At 70.5% G+C, this 15,610-nt stretch carries 15 protein-coding genes; 10 read left to right on the forward strand and 5 right to left on the reverse strand.

Going from position 1 to position 15,610, the window contains the following annotated elements; all coding sequences use genetic code 11:
- Positions 1 to 168 precede the first annotated feature (168 nt).
- Positions 169 to 657 carry a GNAT family N-acetyltransferase gene (locus tag ABI214_RS22505; RefSeq protein ID WP_348604671.1) on the forward strand — a complete coding sequence of 163 codons (489 nt, stop codon included), beginning with the start codon at positions 169 to 171 and terminating at the stop codon, positions 655 to 657.
- Between the two features lie 25 nt (positions 658 to 682).
- Here the strand turns inward: ABI214_RS22505 and ABI214_RS22510 are convergent, their stop codons facing one another.
- Complete coding sequence (locus ABI214_RS22510; protein WP_348604672.1) at positions 683 to 1,333, reverse strand: ACT domain-containing protein; 651 nt, start codon at positions 1,331 to 1,333, stop codon at positions 683 to 685.
- A gap of 187 nt (positions 1,334 to 1,520) precedes the next feature.
- Between ABI214_RS22510 and gatC the strand changes: the two genes are divergently transcribed.
- From gatC to ABI214_RS22525, 3 genes are all read left to right on the forward strand, one after another.
- Entirely contained in the window at positions 1,521 to 1,820 is a 300-nt protein-coding gene (gene gatC, locus ABI214_RS22515) for an Asp-tRNA(Asn)/Glu-tRNA(Gln) amidotransferase subunit GatC (RefSeq protein WP_127914347.1), read from the forward strand.
- The gene (gatA, locus tag ABI214_RS22520) at positions 1,817 to 3,301 is read left to right on the forward strand and encodes an Asp-tRNA(Asn)/Glu-tRNA(Gln) amidotransferase subunit GatA (RefSeq protein ID WP_348604673.1); all 1,485 of its coding nucleotides are present in this window, start codon (positions 1,817 to 1,819) and stop codon (positions 3,299 to 3,301) included. Before gatC ends, gatA begins: the two co-directional genes overlap by 4 nt.
- 112 nt (positions 3,302 to 3,413) lie before the next feature.
- Entirely contained in the window at positions 3,414 to 4,928 is a 1,515-nt protein-coding gene (locus tag ABI214_RS22525) for a flavin-containing monooxygenase (RefSeq protein WP_348604674.1), read from the forward strand.
- Here ABI214_RS22525 and ABI214_RS22530 read toward each other — a convergent pair.
- The 3 genes from ABI214_RS22530 to ABI214_RS22540 are packed head-to-tail and all read right to left on the reverse strand — an operon-like array spanning position 4,855 to position 7,398.
- Positions 4,855 to 5,382, reverse strand: a complete 528-nt coding sequence (locus tag ABI214_RS22530) for a mycothiol transferase (RefSeq protein ID WP_348604675.1) — start codon at positions 5,380 to 5,382, stop codon at positions 4,855 to 4,857. The genes ABI214_RS22525 and ABI214_RS22530 overlap by 74 nt on opposite strands.
- A gap of 43 nt (positions 5,383 to 5,425) precedes the next feature.
- Positions 5,426 to 6,775: an alpha/beta-hydrolase family protein gene (locus ABI214_RS22535; RefSeq protein ID WP_348604676.1), complete on the reverse strand. Its 1,350-nt coding sequence runs from the start codon at positions 6,773 to 6,775 to the stop codon at positions 5,426 to 5,428.
- On the reverse strand, positions 6,772 to 7,398 hold the full coding sequence (locus ABI214_RS22540) for a hypothetical protein (protein ID WP_348604677.1): 627 nt from the start codon (positions 7,396 to 7,398) through the stop codon (positions 6,772 to 6,774). The genes ABI214_RS22535 and ABI214_RS22540 overlap by 4 nt, the downstream gene beginning before the upstream one ends.
- A 168-nt stretch (positions 7,399 to 7,566) precedes the next feature.
- On the opposite strand from ABI214_RS22540, the gene ABI214_RS22545 reads away from it, so the two are divergent.
- The 5 genes from ABI214_RS22545 to ABI214_RS22565 all read left to right on the forward strand — a co-directional run bounded on the left by ABI214_RS22545 (position 7,567) and on the right by ABI214_RS22565 (position 13,284).
- Positions 7,567 to 8,748, forward strand: coding sequence for a sensor histidine kinase (locus ABI214_RS22545; protein ID WP_408586300.1), 1,182 nt, complete (start codon positions 7,567 to 7,569; stop codon positions 8,746 to 8,748).
- A gap of 9 nt (positions 8,749 to 8,757) precedes the next feature.
- A complete protein-coding gene (locus tag ABI214_RS22550; RefSeq protein ID WP_348604678.1) occupies positions 8,758 to 9,420 on the forward strand; it encodes a response regulator transcription factor in 663 nt (220 codons plus the stop codon).
- Between the two features lie 81 nt (positions 9,421 to 9,501).
- Positions 9,502 to 10,533: an ATP-dependent 6-phosphofructokinase gene (locus tag ABI214_RS22555; RefSeq protein WP_348604679.1), complete on the forward strand. Its 1,032-nt coding sequence runs from the start codon at positions 9,502 to 9,504 to the stop codon at positions 10,531 to 10,533.
- 22 nt (positions 10,534 to 10,555) lie between these two features.
- On the forward strand, positions 10,556 to 12,064 hold the full coding sequence (gene gatB, locus ABI214_RS22560; protein ID WP_348604680.1) for an Asp-tRNA(Asn)/Glu-tRNA(Gln) amidotransferase subunit GatB: 1,509 nt from the start codon (positions 10,556 to 10,558) through the stop codon (positions 12,062 to 12,064).
- Positions 12,065 to 12,075: 11 nt separating this feature from the next.
- Positions 12,076 to 13,284, forward strand: coding sequence for a cation:proton antiporter (locus ABI214_RS22565; RefSeq protein ID WP_348604681.1), 1,209 nt, complete (start codon positions 12,076 to 12,078; stop codon positions 13,282 to 13,284).
- A gap of 3 nt (positions 13,285 to 13,287) precedes the next feature.
- Here ABI214_RS22565 and ABI214_RS22570 read toward each other — a convergent pair whose 3' ends face one another.
- Positions 13,288 to 14,433: a PQQ-dependent sugar dehydrogenase gene (locus ABI214_RS22570; RefSeq protein WP_348604682.1), complete on the reverse strand. Its 1,146-nt coding sequence runs from the start codon at positions 14,431 to 14,433 to the stop codon at positions 13,288 to 13,290.
- 111 nt (positions 14,434 to 14,544) lie between these two features.
- Here ABI214_RS22570 and ABI214_RS22575 point away from each other — a divergent pair, with 111 nt between their 5' ends.
- Positions 14,545 to 15,495: a DoxX family protein gene (locus ABI214_RS22575; RefSeq protein ID WP_348604683.1), complete on the forward strand. Its 951-nt coding sequence runs from the start codon at positions 14,545 to 14,547 to the stop codon at positions 15,493 to 15,495.
- Positions 15,496 to 15,610 lie beyond the last annotated feature (115 nt).

The following is a 15,610-nucleotide window of genomic DNA, read 5'->3' on the forward strand; positions in this document are numbered from 1 at the left end:
GCGTCGGTGCTGGTGGGAATCGGTGCGGGTGTGGTCGCACCACACGGCGGTGGTCCGGGTCGGCGGGAATGTGGCCCATGATCATATTCGTCCGGAATGTGGTGCGAGTCTCAAATCGGCTTCTGAATCGGTTTTCCGGCCGGGGCCATCGGCTGACATAGTGACGCCATGATCGATATCCGACCCGCTACACCTGCCGACTACGAGACCGTCGGAGAACTGACCGCCGACGTCTACATCGGTGGTGGCTTCGTATCGGAGGCGGACATGTACGCCGATCGTCTGCGCGACACCGCAACCCGCGCCGAGCAGGCGAAGGTCGTGGTGGCCGAGGTCGACGGCGAGATCGTCGGCTCGGTGACCATCGCCGAGCCCGCGTCCGCGTTCGCCGACGTCGCCGAGAAGGGCGAACTCGAGTTCCGCATGCTCGCCGTCTCCGAGGCGGCGCGCGGCAAGGGCGTCGGATCGGCGCTCGTGCGGCACGTGCTCGACGTCGCCTACGACCGCGGCGACCGCGCCGTCGTCATCTCGACGCAGTCCGACATGGTCGACGCCCGCCGGATCTACGACCGCAACGGCTTCGTGCCCGCCCCGGAACGCAACTGGGAGCCCGTGCCCGGCATGGAGCTCACTGCGCTGGTGCGCGAACTCGTGTGAAAAATCCCGGCCGTCAGGCTGGCCGTTACCCGAGGACGGTGGCGAGGATCCCGGTCAGGTAGCCGAGCCGCGCCACCTCCGAGGGGCGGAAGTCGGGGCCGCCGGGCCGGCCCAGCAGCAGGGCCCGGCCGGTGGTGCCGAGCGGCGCCGCGGCGAGGGTGGTGTCCATGTCGCGCCACGTCTGCGGCACCCAGTCCTCGTCGCCGTCGAGGACGGTTGCCTTCTTGAGCGGCATCCACGGCGCGTCGCCGGCGTGGGTCTCCGGTGCACCGGGGCTGCCGACCACCCGGAAGGCGCCGTGGCGGCCGGTGTCCATCACCGTGCACCAACCCACCCGCAGCACCCGCGGTGCGTTGTCGACCAGCACCTGGAGCCGGTCCGAGCGCGCGGTCGCGACGTGGTCGATGAGCTCGAGCTCGCGATGGGTGTCGAGGATGCCGGAGTACGGGCGGATCGAGTCGACGTGCACGTCGGCCAGCTTCTCGGCCGCCGTGATCAGGGTGTCGGGCAGCGATCCGGCCTCGACGTCGACCACCAGGTCGTCCACGGCGAATCCCGCGCCACGCTCGACGACGTCCAGCGAGAGGATGTCGGCGCCGACGGATCCGAGCGCGACGGCGAGTGCGCCGAGGCTGCCGGGCCGGTCGGGGAGCTGGACGCGGAGCAGGTAGGACACGGGTGACCTTTCCAGTCGTTCGAAGCCTCGGGTTCGATGCCGAAGAAGGGACACGGTGCGGGCCCCCGCCTCCTCTATCTTTTCACTCCCGCTCTGCGCCCGCTGGGGTGACGGGCTGCACGACCGATCCGGGCACGCTCTAGGCTGGTCGGGAACGTTCACTTCGACCTGAAAGGGGTCACCGAAGGTGCCTGCCATCTCCCGTGACGAGGTCGCCCACCTCGCCCGGCTGTCCCGGCTCGCCCTGACCGACGCCGAACTCGACGAGTTCGCCGGTCAGCTGGATTCGATTCTCAGCCACGTGAAGGCGGTGTCGGAGGTCGCGGCAGATGATGTCCCGCCCACCGCGAACCCCAACCCGATCTCGAACGTGACCCGGCCGGACGTCATCGTGCCGGGCCTCACGCCCGAGCAGGCGCTGTCGGGCGCCCCGGCCGTCGAAGAGGACCGGTTCGCCGTTCCGCAGATCCTGGGAGAGGGCGAATGAGCACCGATCTGACTCGTCTCGACGCGTCCGAGCTGGCGTCGAAGATCCATTCCCGCGAGGTCTCCTCGGTGGAGGTCACGCAGGCGCACCTCGACCGGATCGGGAAGGTCGACGGCGAGCTGCACGCGTTCCTGCACGTTGCCGGCGAGCAGGCGCTGGTCGCCGCCAAGGAGGTCGACTCCGCGATCGCTGCCGGCGAGAAGCCGGTGTCGGCGCTCGCGGGCGTGCCGATCGCCCTCAAGGACGTCTTCACGACCACTGACATGCCGACCACGTGCGCGTCGAAGATCCTCGAGAACTGGGTGTCGCCGTACGACGCGACGCTCACCACCAAGCTGCGCGAGGCCGGTATCCCGATCCTCGGCAAGACCAACATGGACGAGTTCGCGATGGGCTCGTCCACCGAGAACTCCGCGTACGGCCCCACCCGTAATCCGTGGGACACCACGCGGATTCCGGGCGGCTCGGGTGGCGGCTCGGCGGCCGCGCTCGCGTCGTACGAGGCGCCGCTCGCGATCGGCACCGACACCGGCGGCTCGATCCGTCAGCCCGCCGCGGTCACCGCGACCGTCGGTACCAAGCCCACCTACGGCACGGTCTCGCGTTTCGGTCTCGTCGCGTGCGCGTCGTCGCTCGACCAGGGCGGCCCGTGCGGTCGCACCGTGCTCGACACGGCGCTGCTGCACGAGGTCATCGCCGGCTACGACCCGCGCGACTCGACGTCGGTGAACGAGCCGGTCCGCCCGGTCGTCGAGGCGGCCCGCCAGGGTGCCTCCGGCGATCTGAAGGGCGTGCGCGTCGGCGTCGTCAAGGAACTGCGCTCGGACAGCTACCAGCCCGGCGTCATCGCGTCGTTCGACGCCGCGGTCGAGCAGTTGACCGCGCTCGGCGCCGAGGTGGTCGAGGTCTCGTGCCCCAACTTCGAGTACGCCCTCGCGTCGTACTACCTGATCCTGCCCAGCGAGGTGTCCTCGAACCTCGCCCGGTTCGACGCGATGCGGTACGGCCTGCGCGTCGACGACGGCGACATGAGCGCCGAGCAGGTCATGGCCGCGACGCGCGCCGCCGGCTTCGGCAAGGAAGTCAAGCGCCGCATCATGATCGGCACCTACGCGCTGTCGTCGGGCTACTACGACGCCTACTACGGTTCGGCGCTCAAGGTCCGCACGCTGATCGCGCGTGACTTCGACGCCGCGTACGAGAAGGTCGACGTCCTGGTCTCGCCGACGAGCCCGTTCACGCCGTGGAAGCTGGGCGAGAAGGTGAACGACCCGCTGGCGATGTACCTCTCCGACCTGTGCACGCTGCCGACCAACCTGGCCGGCCACTGCGCGATGTCGGTGCCGTCGGGTGTGTCCGCGGACGACGGCCTGCCCGTCGGCCTGCAGATCATGGCGCCGGCCCTCGCCGACGAGCGCCTCTACCGCGTCGGCGCCGCCTACGAGGCCGCGCGCGGCCCGATCGCCTCGCCCGTCGCCTAGAGCGCGAGCACGAGCGTCGACAGCCCGGATCCGGACAACGGATCCGGGCTGTCGCGCGTTCAGGACTAGGATCCGGGGCATAGGGACCAGGCGAAACCGCGAGGAGGCCCGGGTGGGACAGCCGTCGATCACGATCATCGGCGCCGGGTTCGGCGGGATCACGGTCGCGCTCGAGCTGCGCCGCGCCGGACTCACCGACGTCACCATTCTCGAGCAGCACGACGATGTCGGCGGGGTGTGGCGCGACAACACGTATCCCGGTGCGGCGTGCGATGTACCGTCGCCGCTGTACTCGATCTCGTCCGAGCCCAATCCCGAATGGTCGCGCCGGTTCGCGGAACAGCCCGACATCCTGGGGTACCTGCGCGGCATCGCCGACCGGCACCGTCTCTGGTCGCTGATCCGGTTCGGCGTCACCGTCACCGAGGCGGAGTTCGACGAGCACACCAACCGGTGGTCGGTGCACACCGCCGACGGCGAGGTGATCGAGTCCGACGTCCTGGTCACCGCGGTGGGGCAGTTGTCGCGGCCGGCGCTGCCCGACATCGCCGGGCGGGAGACGTTCGCGGGCCCGGCATTCCACTCCGCGCAGTGGGATCACACCGTCTCCCTCGACGGCAAGCGGGTGGCGGTGATCGGCACCGGTGCCAGCGCCATCCAGTTCGTCCCGGCGATCGCCCCGCAGGTCCGGCGGCTCACCCTGTTCCAACGCTCGGCGCCGTGGGTCCTCCCGAAACCCGACCGCGTGTACCACGATTGGCACCACCGGATCTTCCGGTCGGTGCCGGCGACGCTGCGGGGCGAGCGGCTGCTCACGTGGGGGATCTTCGAGGCGCTGACGGTCGGTCTGCTCCACACCCCGCAGCGCGGCGGTTTCGCGGGTGCGCTGGCTCGGCGGCATCTCGAGAAGCAGGTCGACGACCCGGCGCTGCGGGCCGCGCTGACACCCGACTACGAGCCCGGCTGCAAACGGATGCTGCTGTCCGACGACTACTACCCGGCACTCACCCGCGACAACGTCGACCTCGTCGTCGACGCCATCGACCGCATCGAACCCGACGGGGTGCGGGCGGCCGACGGAACGCTCCACCCGGCCGACGTCATCGTCTACGGAACCGGTTTCGCCGCAACGGACTTCCTCGCCCCGATGACCATCCGGGGCCGTGGCGGCCGCAGCCTGGGCGACGCCTGGTCCGGCGGGGCCCGGGCCTACCTCGGGATCACCACGGCCGGATTCCCCAACTTCTTCATGCTGTACGGCCCCAACACCAACCTCGGTTCGGGATCGATCGTGTACATGCTCGAATCGCAGGCCCGGCACATCGCCGGTCTCGTCGGATGGCTCGCCGAGCAACCGGGCTGTGCCGTCGAGGTCGACGCCGGCGTCGAGCGCCGGTTCGACGACCGCATCCAGCGCAGGCTCGCGGACTCGGTGTGGAGCCTGTGCAGCAGTTGGTACCGCACCGCGTCGGGCCGGATCACCACCAACTGGCCCGGCACCGTCACCGCGTACCGGCGACGCACGCGCAGACCGGACCGTCGTGACTACCGCGTCACCGCGCCTCGTACAGCCCCCGCACGTACGCGGCCTGCCCCAGATGCTGGAGACAGTCACCGATCACGCTGACCAGTCGCACCGAGACCGTGACCGGCGGATCCCACCGACGGTCCACGATGCGTTCGAGTTCGTCGGGGGTGAGCTCGTCGACGTACTCGAGGGTCGCCAGGTGCACGTCGCCGTGGTAGTCGGCGAGCAGCCCCGCATCCGCGTGCACTTCGGCGACGTCGGTGCTGCTGTGCCCGTAGCCGACGTCCGCGGCGGGAAACGCGAATCCGAACCGCTCCTGCCACCCGCGGCTCGTCCACGCCTGTTCCACGTCCGCGGCGTCGCTCACGTGATCGTCCTGCACGCGGGTGAGGTGCCAGATCAGCCAGGCGATCGAATTCGCCTGCGGCCCTGGACGATAGTCGGACATCTCCGGCGTCAGCCCGTCGGTGACCGAGAGGACCAGTTCGCGGATGCGTTCGAAGTTGTCCCGCAGCACCTCGCGCGCCGCGTCCGTCTCCGTGTTTCGGCTCATGCCCTCACGGTAGGCGCACAACCCACACCTCGCGGAGGATCGGTCAACAGCCGCGCATCAGCAGGCCCTGGTCGGCGCCGTAGCGGTGGCCGTGGCCGGTCGGTGCGTCCAGCGAGGACACGAGGTCCACGGTCGTCTGGACGAAACTCACGAACGGAATCCATTGCGGCACAGGTGCGTCGACGTGGGTGCGCGTCAGGTCGGGAGCCGTCGTCAGCAGCGCCGGCGACCACCACACCACCGGATCGGAGCTGTTGGCGAGCACGGTCGCGCCGCCGAGGTGCACCGCCCCGGCCGGAGGCCCGGCCCACAGCGCGCTGCAGGCGGCCGTCGCGGCGACGGCGTCGTCGAGGATTGCGCTACCGCCGACCGAGCCCAGGCTCTGCCCGTACACGTGCACCATCGGACGCTGCTCCGGCGGCAGTGCGGCAACGTGCGCCGACACGGCCGTGAACAGTGCGCGCGCCGACTCCTTCGCGTCGGTGCGACCGAACAGGAACGTGACCCAGCTGGGGGCGTACGAGTACTGCTGCCCGACGATCGCGACGTCGCCGCCGAACCGGCGTTCGATCCCGCGCGCCGCCTCACCGTCGATCCAGCCCGAGCCCGTCGGCACGGCCACCACGACATGTCCCCGGGTGAACCCGCCCGCTCGGTCGAGGTCCCGCACCGCGAGGGCGGCGCGCGTGTCGACGTCGGGCGCGGAGTCGAGCCCGACGTACGTGCGGATGCTGCGGGGATCCGAGGTGCCGGCGACGAACCGACGTCCCTCGGCGCCCAGGGTCGTCCACGGGACGAGTGAATTGCCGTCACTCGCAACGAGACCGGGGTCGACGACCGAGCTCGTGTCTCGGAAGTGCTGCGCTGCGGCCGAAGTCGCTCCGGGTACCGCGACGAACCAGGTGAGCGCCGCGGCGGTGACGACAAGCGCGGTCGACCGCGCGGGGCCCAGTCGACGCGCCGCCGCCGCGAACCCACGCGCGATCCCCGCCGACGCCAGGCAGACGGCCGTGGCCCAGAGGCCGACCTGGGCCCAGTGCGCCGCGCCGACGGTCGGCAGGGCCATCGCCGCGCGGAGCGAGTTCTGCCAGCGGTCGGCGCAGGCCACGGCCCACGCGAGGACGACACCCGCCGCGACGACGGCGACGAGTCGCGCGGTCGAACCCTGTCGGGCGTGCGGCCGCAGCCGGCCGATCAGGGCCGCCGATCCCCACACCGCCGCGACGAGCACGCCGGTCAGCACCCCCTGGACGGGTGCGGACCGGGGGAGCAGCGACGGGGCCAGTGACACGACCGTCCCGCCCGCGACGGCCAGGGAAGTGCCGACCCGGGGGAGCGTGCCGGTGAGGGTGAGGTGACGCGTGCGGACTCCGGTGCTCGGGATCGCGCTCATGCCGGCACCGCCCACCGAATCCGCCCGGCCCGGCGGACCATCGTCGTCACGACCAGCAGCCCCAGCGCGGCGAGGGTGGCGCCGACGGTGTACCGAATCCAGGGCTCGTCGATCGGTACGCCGTATCCCTGCCGCATGGAGTTGAGGGACACCGCGGTCGTGGCGGTGTTCGCCATCGCGAAACAGGAAGCGCGGTCGCGTTCCCGGGCCTCGCACGCCTCGTGCATCCGACGGTCGAGCTGGGCGTCGATGGCGTTGCGTGCCCACCCGCCCAGGTCGCCGTCGGCTCGGTGCGCGTAGCGCAGCAGGTCGTAGCCGAGATCGTGAGCCTTGCAGGGGGTGTCGAACTCGGCCGGGAGGGGCACCGGTGACGAGCAGGCGCCGTTCGGATTCACCAGCAGGCCGTCCTCGACGCGCGGCCGGTAGCCGATGACGGCCGCGAAGTCGTCGGGCACGGCCGATGCGTCCGGTGCGACGTCGGTCGCGGTCAGTTCGGTCACCGCCCGTGCGGCGCCCGAGTCCTCGCGGGCCGGTGTGCCGGCATCCGCCTGCGGGGCGGCGAGGGTGGCGGTGACGATCGCGGCGCCGGCGAGGACCGCGCCGGTCCATCTTCTGGTTCGCATGGCAATTGACGCTAGAAATGGCTCCTACGCTGCGACATCACTCCGTGGAGTGGAATCGGGGCAGCTCCGGCGAGGGGGTGGCGGCGGCACTGTCGTACCGGGGAGCGAGCCCGATCTCACTCTCAGGTATGACGCCCGACGACGTCCGGGTTCCTAGAGTCGACAGCTGTGAGTGGCAACCAACCGCAACGAGCGAAGACTCGGCTGCACGGACACGGTCCGACGAACCTCATCGTGCTCGTCACGGCGATCCTGTACGCGGTGGCGTGGCCGACGCTGCACCTCACCCACGAGGTGCTGCCTCCGGTGCAGCCGATCGTCGCCGCGCTCGCTGCGTGGCCGTTCCTCCTGATCCGGGCCAATCCGGCGCTGGGATGGGCGGTCTCGGCGGTCTCGGCGCTCGTGATCCCGTGGGTGTTCGACCTCGTCCCCGACTCCGGGTACACCTACCCCTGGCAGGTCGTGCACATCATCGTGATCATGGCGCTGCTGCTCGCGGTCAGTGTCACCGCCGGCCCGCCGACCGTGGTGGTGGCCTGGGTCTCGACCGTGCTGCTGTTCCTCGCGGACACCCCCGGGGACGACGGCGTCGGGTGGGCCGTCGGGTTGAGCGCGCTGGTCGCGTTCGGTCTGCTGATCCGGTGGCTGGTGCTGTCGCGTCGGCAGCTGGCCGCGGAGGAGCAGACCAGCGAACTCGAACGCGCGCGTCGGGCGATCCTCGAGGAGAAGGCGCGCATCGCCCGGGACCTCCACGATGTGGTCGCACATCACATGTCGATGGTGGTCGTGCAGGCGCAGAGCGCGCCGTACCGGCTCTCCTCGGTGTCCGACGAGGCGAAGGCCGAGTTCGAGTCCATCGGCGCCACCGCGCGTGACGCACTCAACGAGATCCGCGGACTGCTCGGTGTGCTGCGCAGCGACGCCGAGACGCTCGAACGGGCGCCGCAGCCGGGGGTCGGACAGATCGAGGAGTTGCTCGACGGCAGCCGTCGCGCGGGGATCGCACTGTCGTGGAACGTGACCGGCGATCCGGGGTCGCTGTCGGAGTTGTCCGGGCTGACGGTCTACCGGATCCTGCAGGAGTCGCTCGCGAACGCGGCCCGGCACTGCCCGGGCGCACCGGTGACGGTGACTCTCGACTACGGCCCGCCCATCACGTCTCTCGTCGTGGTCAACGGCCCCGCCGTCGTGGCCGTGGGCGCGGCGGCGCGGTCGGAGTCGTCGGGCGGCAGCGGCATCGGCGGCATGCGCGAGCGGGCCGCCGCGGTGGGCGGCACCCTCGACACCCGGACCCTGCCCGACGGCGGCTTCGAGGTCAGGGCCCACATCCCCGTCGCGCCGCTCGCCTAGGCTGTCGGGGTGGCGATCACGGTCTTCATTGCGGACGATCAGGCGATGGTGCGGCAGGGCTTCGGCGCGCTGCTGGCCGCGCAGCCCGACATCAGCGTGATCGGCGACGCGCCGAACGGCCGCGTCGCCGTCTCCGAGGTCAAGCGCCTGCGCCCCGACGTCGTGCTGATGGACGTGCGGATGCCGGAACTCAACGGTCTCGACGCGGCGCGTGAAATCCTTTCCGCCGCAATGGATCCTCCGGTGCGGGTGTTGATGCTCACCACGTTCGACATCGACGAGTACGTGTACGAGGCACTCGGTATCGGCGCGAGCGGCTTCATGCTCAAGGATGCGCCGGCCGAGGAGCTGATCCGCGCGGTGCGGGTCGTCGCGGACGGCGACGCGCTGCTCGCGCCCAGCGTGACCCGACGGCTCATCGCCGACGTCACCCGGCGCCGTGCGGTCCCGCGTCCGCGTCACCCGCAGCTCGACTCGCTGACCCCGCGTGAGCACGAGGTGCTCGAGCTCATCGCCGGCGGGCTGTCGAACACCGAGATCGCCGAACGCCTGTTCGTGGCGGAGCAGACCGTCAAGACGCACGTCGGCAAGGTGTTGTCGAAGCTGTCCCTGCGGGACCGGGCCCAGGCGGTGGTGCTCGCGTACGAATCGGGCCTCGTCACGCCGGGCTGATCGAGTCGGGGTGCCCGATCGGCACGGGAGCGGCAAGATGAGAGGGGACCGCTCTGCTACCCGAACGTCGAGGGGGCCGTGATGCGCATCGGAATCCTGACCGGAGGCGGTGACTGTCCCGGTCTCAACGCCGTGATCCGTGCCGTCGTGCGAACGGCCGACAGCCGATACGGCAGCGCCGTCGTCGGCTTCCAGGACGGCTGGCGCGGACTCCTCGAAGACCGCAAGGTCCAGATGCGCAACGAGGACCGCATCGACCGCATCCTCGCGCGCGGCGGCACGATCCTCGGTACCGCGCGAGTCAACCCGCAGAAGCTGCACGACGGTCTCGACCGCATCAAGCAGACCCTCGACGACAACGGCATCGAGGTCCTCATCCCGATCGGCGGGGAGGGCACGCTGACGGCCGGCAGCTGGCTCTCAGACAGCGGGGTCCCCGTCGTCGGGGTCCCCAAGACGATCGACAACGACATCGACTGCACGGACGTCACCTTCGGATTCGACACCGCCCTCACGATCGCGACCGACGCGATCGACCGCCTGCACACGACGGCGGAATCGCACCAGCGCGTCATGCTCGTCGAGGTGATGGGCCGGCACGCCGGGTGGATCGCGCTGCAGTCCGGGATGGCGTCGGGAGCGCACCTGATCCTCGTTCCCGAGCAGCCGTTCGACGTCGACGAGGTGTGCGCCATGGTCAAGAAGCGCTTCCAGCGCGGCGACTCGCACTTCATCTGCGTCGTCGCCGAGGGCGCCGCGCCCGACCCGGACTCCATGACCCTGCGGGAGGGCGGGATCGACGAGTTCGGGCACAAGATCTTCACCGGCGTCGCGCAGCAACTCGCGGTCGAGATCGAACGACGGATCGGCAAGGAGGTCCGCACGACGGTGCTCGGGCACGTCCAGCGCGGCGGCACCCCGACGCCGTACGACCGGGTCCTGGCCACCCGGTTCGGGGTACACGCCACCGACGCCGCCCACAGCGGACAGTTCGGTCAGATGGTGGCGCTGCACGGCACCCAGATCGACCTCGTGCCGCTGTCGGAGGCGACCAAGCAGCTCAAGACCGTGCCGTTGGATCGTTACCGGGAGGCGGCCGCGTTCTTCGGGTGAGGAGGCGCATAAACTCATGGGCATGACTGCCGCCGTGTCCGCTGACCTTCTCGACTATGACGCCGTCCTCGCGAAGTTCGAGCCCGTACTGGGCATGGAAGTGCACGTCGAGTTGCACACCGCCACCAAGATGTTCTGCGGCTGCCCCACGGCGTTCGGCGCCGAGCCCAACACCCAGGTGTGCCCCGTGTGCCTCGGTATGCCGGGCGCGCTGCCGGTGGTCAACCAGGCGGCCGTCGAGTCGGCGATCCGCATCGGTCTGGCGCTGAACTGCTCCATCACCCCGTGGGGCCGGTTCGCGCGCAAGAACTACTTCTACCCGGACCAGCCGAAGAACTACCAGATCTCCCAGTACGACGAGCCCATCGCGACCGAGGGCTACCTCGACGTCGTGCTCGACGACGGCACCACGTGGCGCGTCGACATCGAGCGCGCGCACATGGAGGAGGACACCGGCAAGTCGCTGCACATCGGCGGCGCCACCGGTCGTATCCACGGCGCGAGCCACTCGCTGCTCGACTACAACCGCGCCGGCGTGCCGCTCGTCGAGATCGTCACCAAGCCCATCACCGGCGCCGGCGAGCGTGCCCCCGAGGTCGCCCGCGCGTACGTCACCGCGCTGCGTGACCTGCTCAAGGCCCTCGACGTCTCCGACGTCCGCATGGATCAGGGTTCGCTCCGCTGCGACGCCAACGTCTCGCTGATGCCGATCGGGGCGAAGGAGTTCGGCACCCGCACCGAGACCAAGAACGTCAACTCGCTCAAGAGCGTCGAGACCGCCGTGCGGTACGAGATGCGCCGCCAGGGCGCCGTGCTGACGCGAGGTGACGAAGTCATTCAAGAGACCCGGCACTTCCAGGAGGCCGACGGCACCACGTCCCCCGGCCGCCGCAAGGAGACCGCCGAGGACTACCGCTACTTCCCCGAGCCCGACCTCGAGCCGGTCGCACCGAGCGCCGAGTGGGTCGAGGAACTGCGCGCCACGCTGCCGGAACTGCCGTGGATCCGTCGCGCCCGCATCCAGGAGAAGTGGGGCGTGTCTGACGAGGTCATGCGTGACCTCGTCAACGCCGGCGCCCTCGAGCTGGTGATCGAGACGACCGAGGCCGGCGCGTCGGCCGATGCGGCGCGGTCCTGGTGGGTGTCGTACCTCGCGCAGCAGGCCAACACCCGCGGTGTCGAGCTGGGCGAACTGCCGATCACGCCCGCGCAGGTCGCGAAGGTGGTCGAGCTCGTCGACAGCGGCAAGCTCAACAACAAGGTCGCCCGCCAGGTCGTGGACTTCGTGCTCGACGGCGAGGGCGAGCCCGAGCAGATCGTGGAGGCGCGCGGCCTGGTCGTCGAGCGCGACGACACCAAGCTGCAGGCCGCCGTCGACGAGGCGCTGGCCGCCAACCCCGACATCGCCGAGAAGATCCGCAGCGGCAAGGTCGCCGCGGCGGGCAAGATCGTCGGCGATGTCATGAAGGCCACCCGGGGTCAGGCCGACCCTGCGCGTGTCAAGGAGCTCGTCATCGCTGCGTGCAGCTAACGTAGCGGCACATGGACGCCGCCGTTGCCACATCACTGTTCTGGATCACGGTCGCGGCGGCGATCGCGCCACTCATCGCGGGATCGTTGCGGCGCAAGCTGATTCCCGAGGTGGTGTTGCTGCTCGTGGGCGGCATCGTCATCGGTCCGTACGCACTGGATCTGGCGAACGTCGATACCGAGATCGAGCTGCTGCGTGAACTCGGGCTCGGTATGCTGTTCCTTCTCGCCGGATACGAGATCGACAAGGACGAGTTGACCGGCCGCGGCGGGCGTCGCGCGCTGGTGACGTGGTTGGCGTGCATCACGCTGGCGTTCGCGATCGTCGGCGGTCTGTCGGCCGCGGGGCTGGTGCATTCGGAGATCGCGGTCGCGATCGCGCTCACGTCGACCGCGCTGGGCACGCTGCTGCCGATCCTCAAGGACCGCGGTCTCCTCGGGTCCCCGGTCGGGCGGGCGGTCCTCAATCACGGTGCGATCGGTGAGCTCGGCCCGGTCCTGGCGATGGCGGTGCTGTTGGGCGCGCGCGGCGCGGTGCTCTCGCTCGTCGTGCTGGCGGCCTTCGCGGTGGTCGCGGTCGTCGTCGCGATGCTGCCTTCCCGCATCCTCCGCGAGGGCACCGCCTTGCTGGCCGTGGTCCGTCGCGGCTCCGACACCACCGCGCAGACCACCGTGCGACTGGTGATGCTGTTGCTGGTGGCGCTCATCGCGGTGGCCGCCGTCTTCGACCTCGACATCATCCTGGGCGCGTTCGCGGCCGGGTTCATCCTGCGCCGCACTGTCCCGGACGGTGACGAGCTGCTCGAGGGAAAGCTCGAGGGGCTCGCCTTCGGCCTGCTGATCCCGATCTTCTTCGTCACCTCCGGGATGACGATCGACGTCTCCGCGGTGGCCGGAGAACCCCTGGTACTGCTGGCCTTCCTCGCCCTGCTCCTGATCGTCCGCGGGCTGCCGGTGTTCATCGCGTCGCGCTACGACCGCGGCCCCGCCGGCGCGAACTTCGACACCCGCGAGCAACTCCAGGTGGCGCTGTACTCGACCACCGGACTGCCGCTCATCGTCGCCGTCACGGGCGTCGCGGTCTCCGCCGGTCAGATGTCCAACGGGACCGCGTCGATCCTGGTGGCCGCCGGCGCCATCACGGTCCTGGTGCTGCCGCTGCTCGCGAGCGCGCTCGCCACCAAGACGCCCAGCGAGCCGCGCGACCAGCTTCCGGCGTGAGCGTCAGTCGACGCCGCCGGCGCCCGACGGCAACGGGAGCTTGACCACCCGATCGTCCGTCGGGGCGGGGGTGCCGCCCGACTTGTTGACCGTGGCCGCCCAGATCTGCCCGTTTCCGTCGATGACGGTTCCACCGAGACGACCGTAGAGGTTCTGCGCCAGCAACGCCGGTGCCGTCGAGACGCCACCGGTCTCGTGGTCGGTCGCGAAGACCGCCACCGCCCGACCGTCGCTGAGCGCCACCGCCACCGCACCGTTCGTGGCCGCACAACCCGCGACGCCGGGCTTGTCCGGCCACGTCCAGGCAGGGGCGCCGACGGCACCGTCGGCGCCGACCCGTTGCAGCCGGTCCTCGACGACCGTGCGGTCGGCCACCCAGACGGCACCGCTCGGATCGGTGCAGACGTCACCGGCCCGGCCGATCCCGGAGAGCGCCACCGCCGGTCGCGGCGGATTGGGAGTCGACGAGAGTGCGGTGACGCGCAGGAGCTTTCCGGCGAGGGACGCGGGATCGGCAGCGGCGGCCGGATTCCCGGCGTCGCCGGTGAGGACCATCAGCTCGCCGGGCGTCGAGAACGCCAGCGCGCCCGCGTTTCCGGCGTCGCCGCGGGGAATGCCGGTCAGCACGTCCTTCGGTGCATCGCCGGGCGCGATCCGCACGACCCGGTTGTCGCTCGGCGTCGTGATGTACGCGTAGAGCAGGTTGTCCTCGGCGAAGGTGGGGGACAGTGCGATGTCGAGCAGTCCACCGTCGGAGCCGGAATCGACGGGGATCCTTGCGAACTCGGCGGGCTTCTCGCCCGGTGCCACCCGCATGATGCGCCCGGTGCGGCGCTCGGCGACCAGAGCCGCAGCGCCGTCGGGAAGCATGACCATGCCGCCCGTCGTGTCCAGGCAGGTCGCGATGACGTTGGGATCGGGGTCGAAGCACGGGTCGTTCGGCACGGACGGCGCGGGCATCGCCGACGGCGCCGCGGACGGTTCCTTCGGCTGCACCTCGGCGCCGGAGCCGAACGTCGGCTCCGGGGTGAACGGAGAGGACGCGGAGTCGTCGAACCGGGCGCATCCGGCGATGGTGAGCGCCGTGATCGAGAGGAGCGCGGTCGCGGCCGTGCGCCGGACCGTCCGGCCCCGTTGACCAATCGTCATGGTGCAGACGTTACGGAAGGTCCGGCAGTCGCCGCCACGCGGTGCGTTGTGACCGGCGCGCCGGGCTGCGGTACCCGGTCAACTCCGGCGAGCGCACCTAGGCTGCAGGTCGTGACTGACAAGCCGAAAGATCACACCGAGTCCGCCGGCGGGGCGTCCGCCCCGAGCCCCTTCGACCAGCCGACCGAGCGGTTCTCGGTCCAGTCGATGCGGCCGTCGAATCCGACGAAGCCGTTGGTGCCGCAGACCGACGAGGACCTCGACTTCGGCGCCCTGAACGCGGACAGTCTGCCGACCGAGCAGATCCCCACCTTCCGGCCGGTGTCGTCGTCGCCGGCGGCCACCGTCGCGATGGAAGATCAGCCCACCGAGGTGATCGACCGCGGCGAGCCCACGGTGTCGACCCCGTTGCCAACCCCGATGCCGACAGAGGTCCTGGTGGCGGAGCCGATCGTGTCCGAACCGATCGTGTCCGAACCGATCGGGTCGCCGCCCACTGTCGCCGGTCCGGTCGCGGTCCCGGCTGCGTCGTCGCCGGACGACTCGAGTCGCGGCACCCTCGACCTGGGTTTGCTCGTTCTGCGTCTCGCGGTCGGTGGCACGCTGCTTGCGCACGGCCTGCAGAAGCTGACGGGATGGTGGAACGGACCCGGGCTCGGCGGCTACCGCGATCAGTTGCTCGACGCCGGATTCGACCATGCACGGGCGCTGGCCGCGGTCGGCGCGGTCGGTGAAGTGGCCGGTGGCGCGCTGCTGATCCTGGGCCTGATCACGCCGGTGGCGGCGGCCACGGTGCTCGCGGTGATGATCAACGCGTGGTGCCTGAAGCAGTCGATGGTGCCCGGCCTCGAGTACTTCGGTCCCGAGGGCATCGAATACGAGACGCTGCTGGGGGCGGCCGCGGCCGCCGTCATCCTGACCGGTCCGGGGCGCATCTCTCTGGACGGCCGGCGCAAGTGGGCGACCCGCCCGTACGTGGGCTCGGCGGTGATCCTGATCCTGGGCGTCGCGGTCGGTGTCGGCGTGTGGATTCTGCTGAACGGCGCCAACCCCGTCATCTGATCTTCCGCGATTTGCGCACTTGTCGGTGTTGGGCACGTCCCGTTCACACCGATAAGTGCGCGAAACGCGAGGACCGAGGAGCGCGGAAACGACTGTGCCGCGCCCCCGATCGGGG

It is taken from the genome of Prescottella soli, assembly GCF_040024445.1.
GTDB classification, from domain to species: domain Bacteria; phylum Actinomycetota; class Actinomycetes; order Mycobacteriales; family Mycobacteriaceae; genus Prescottella; species Prescottella soli.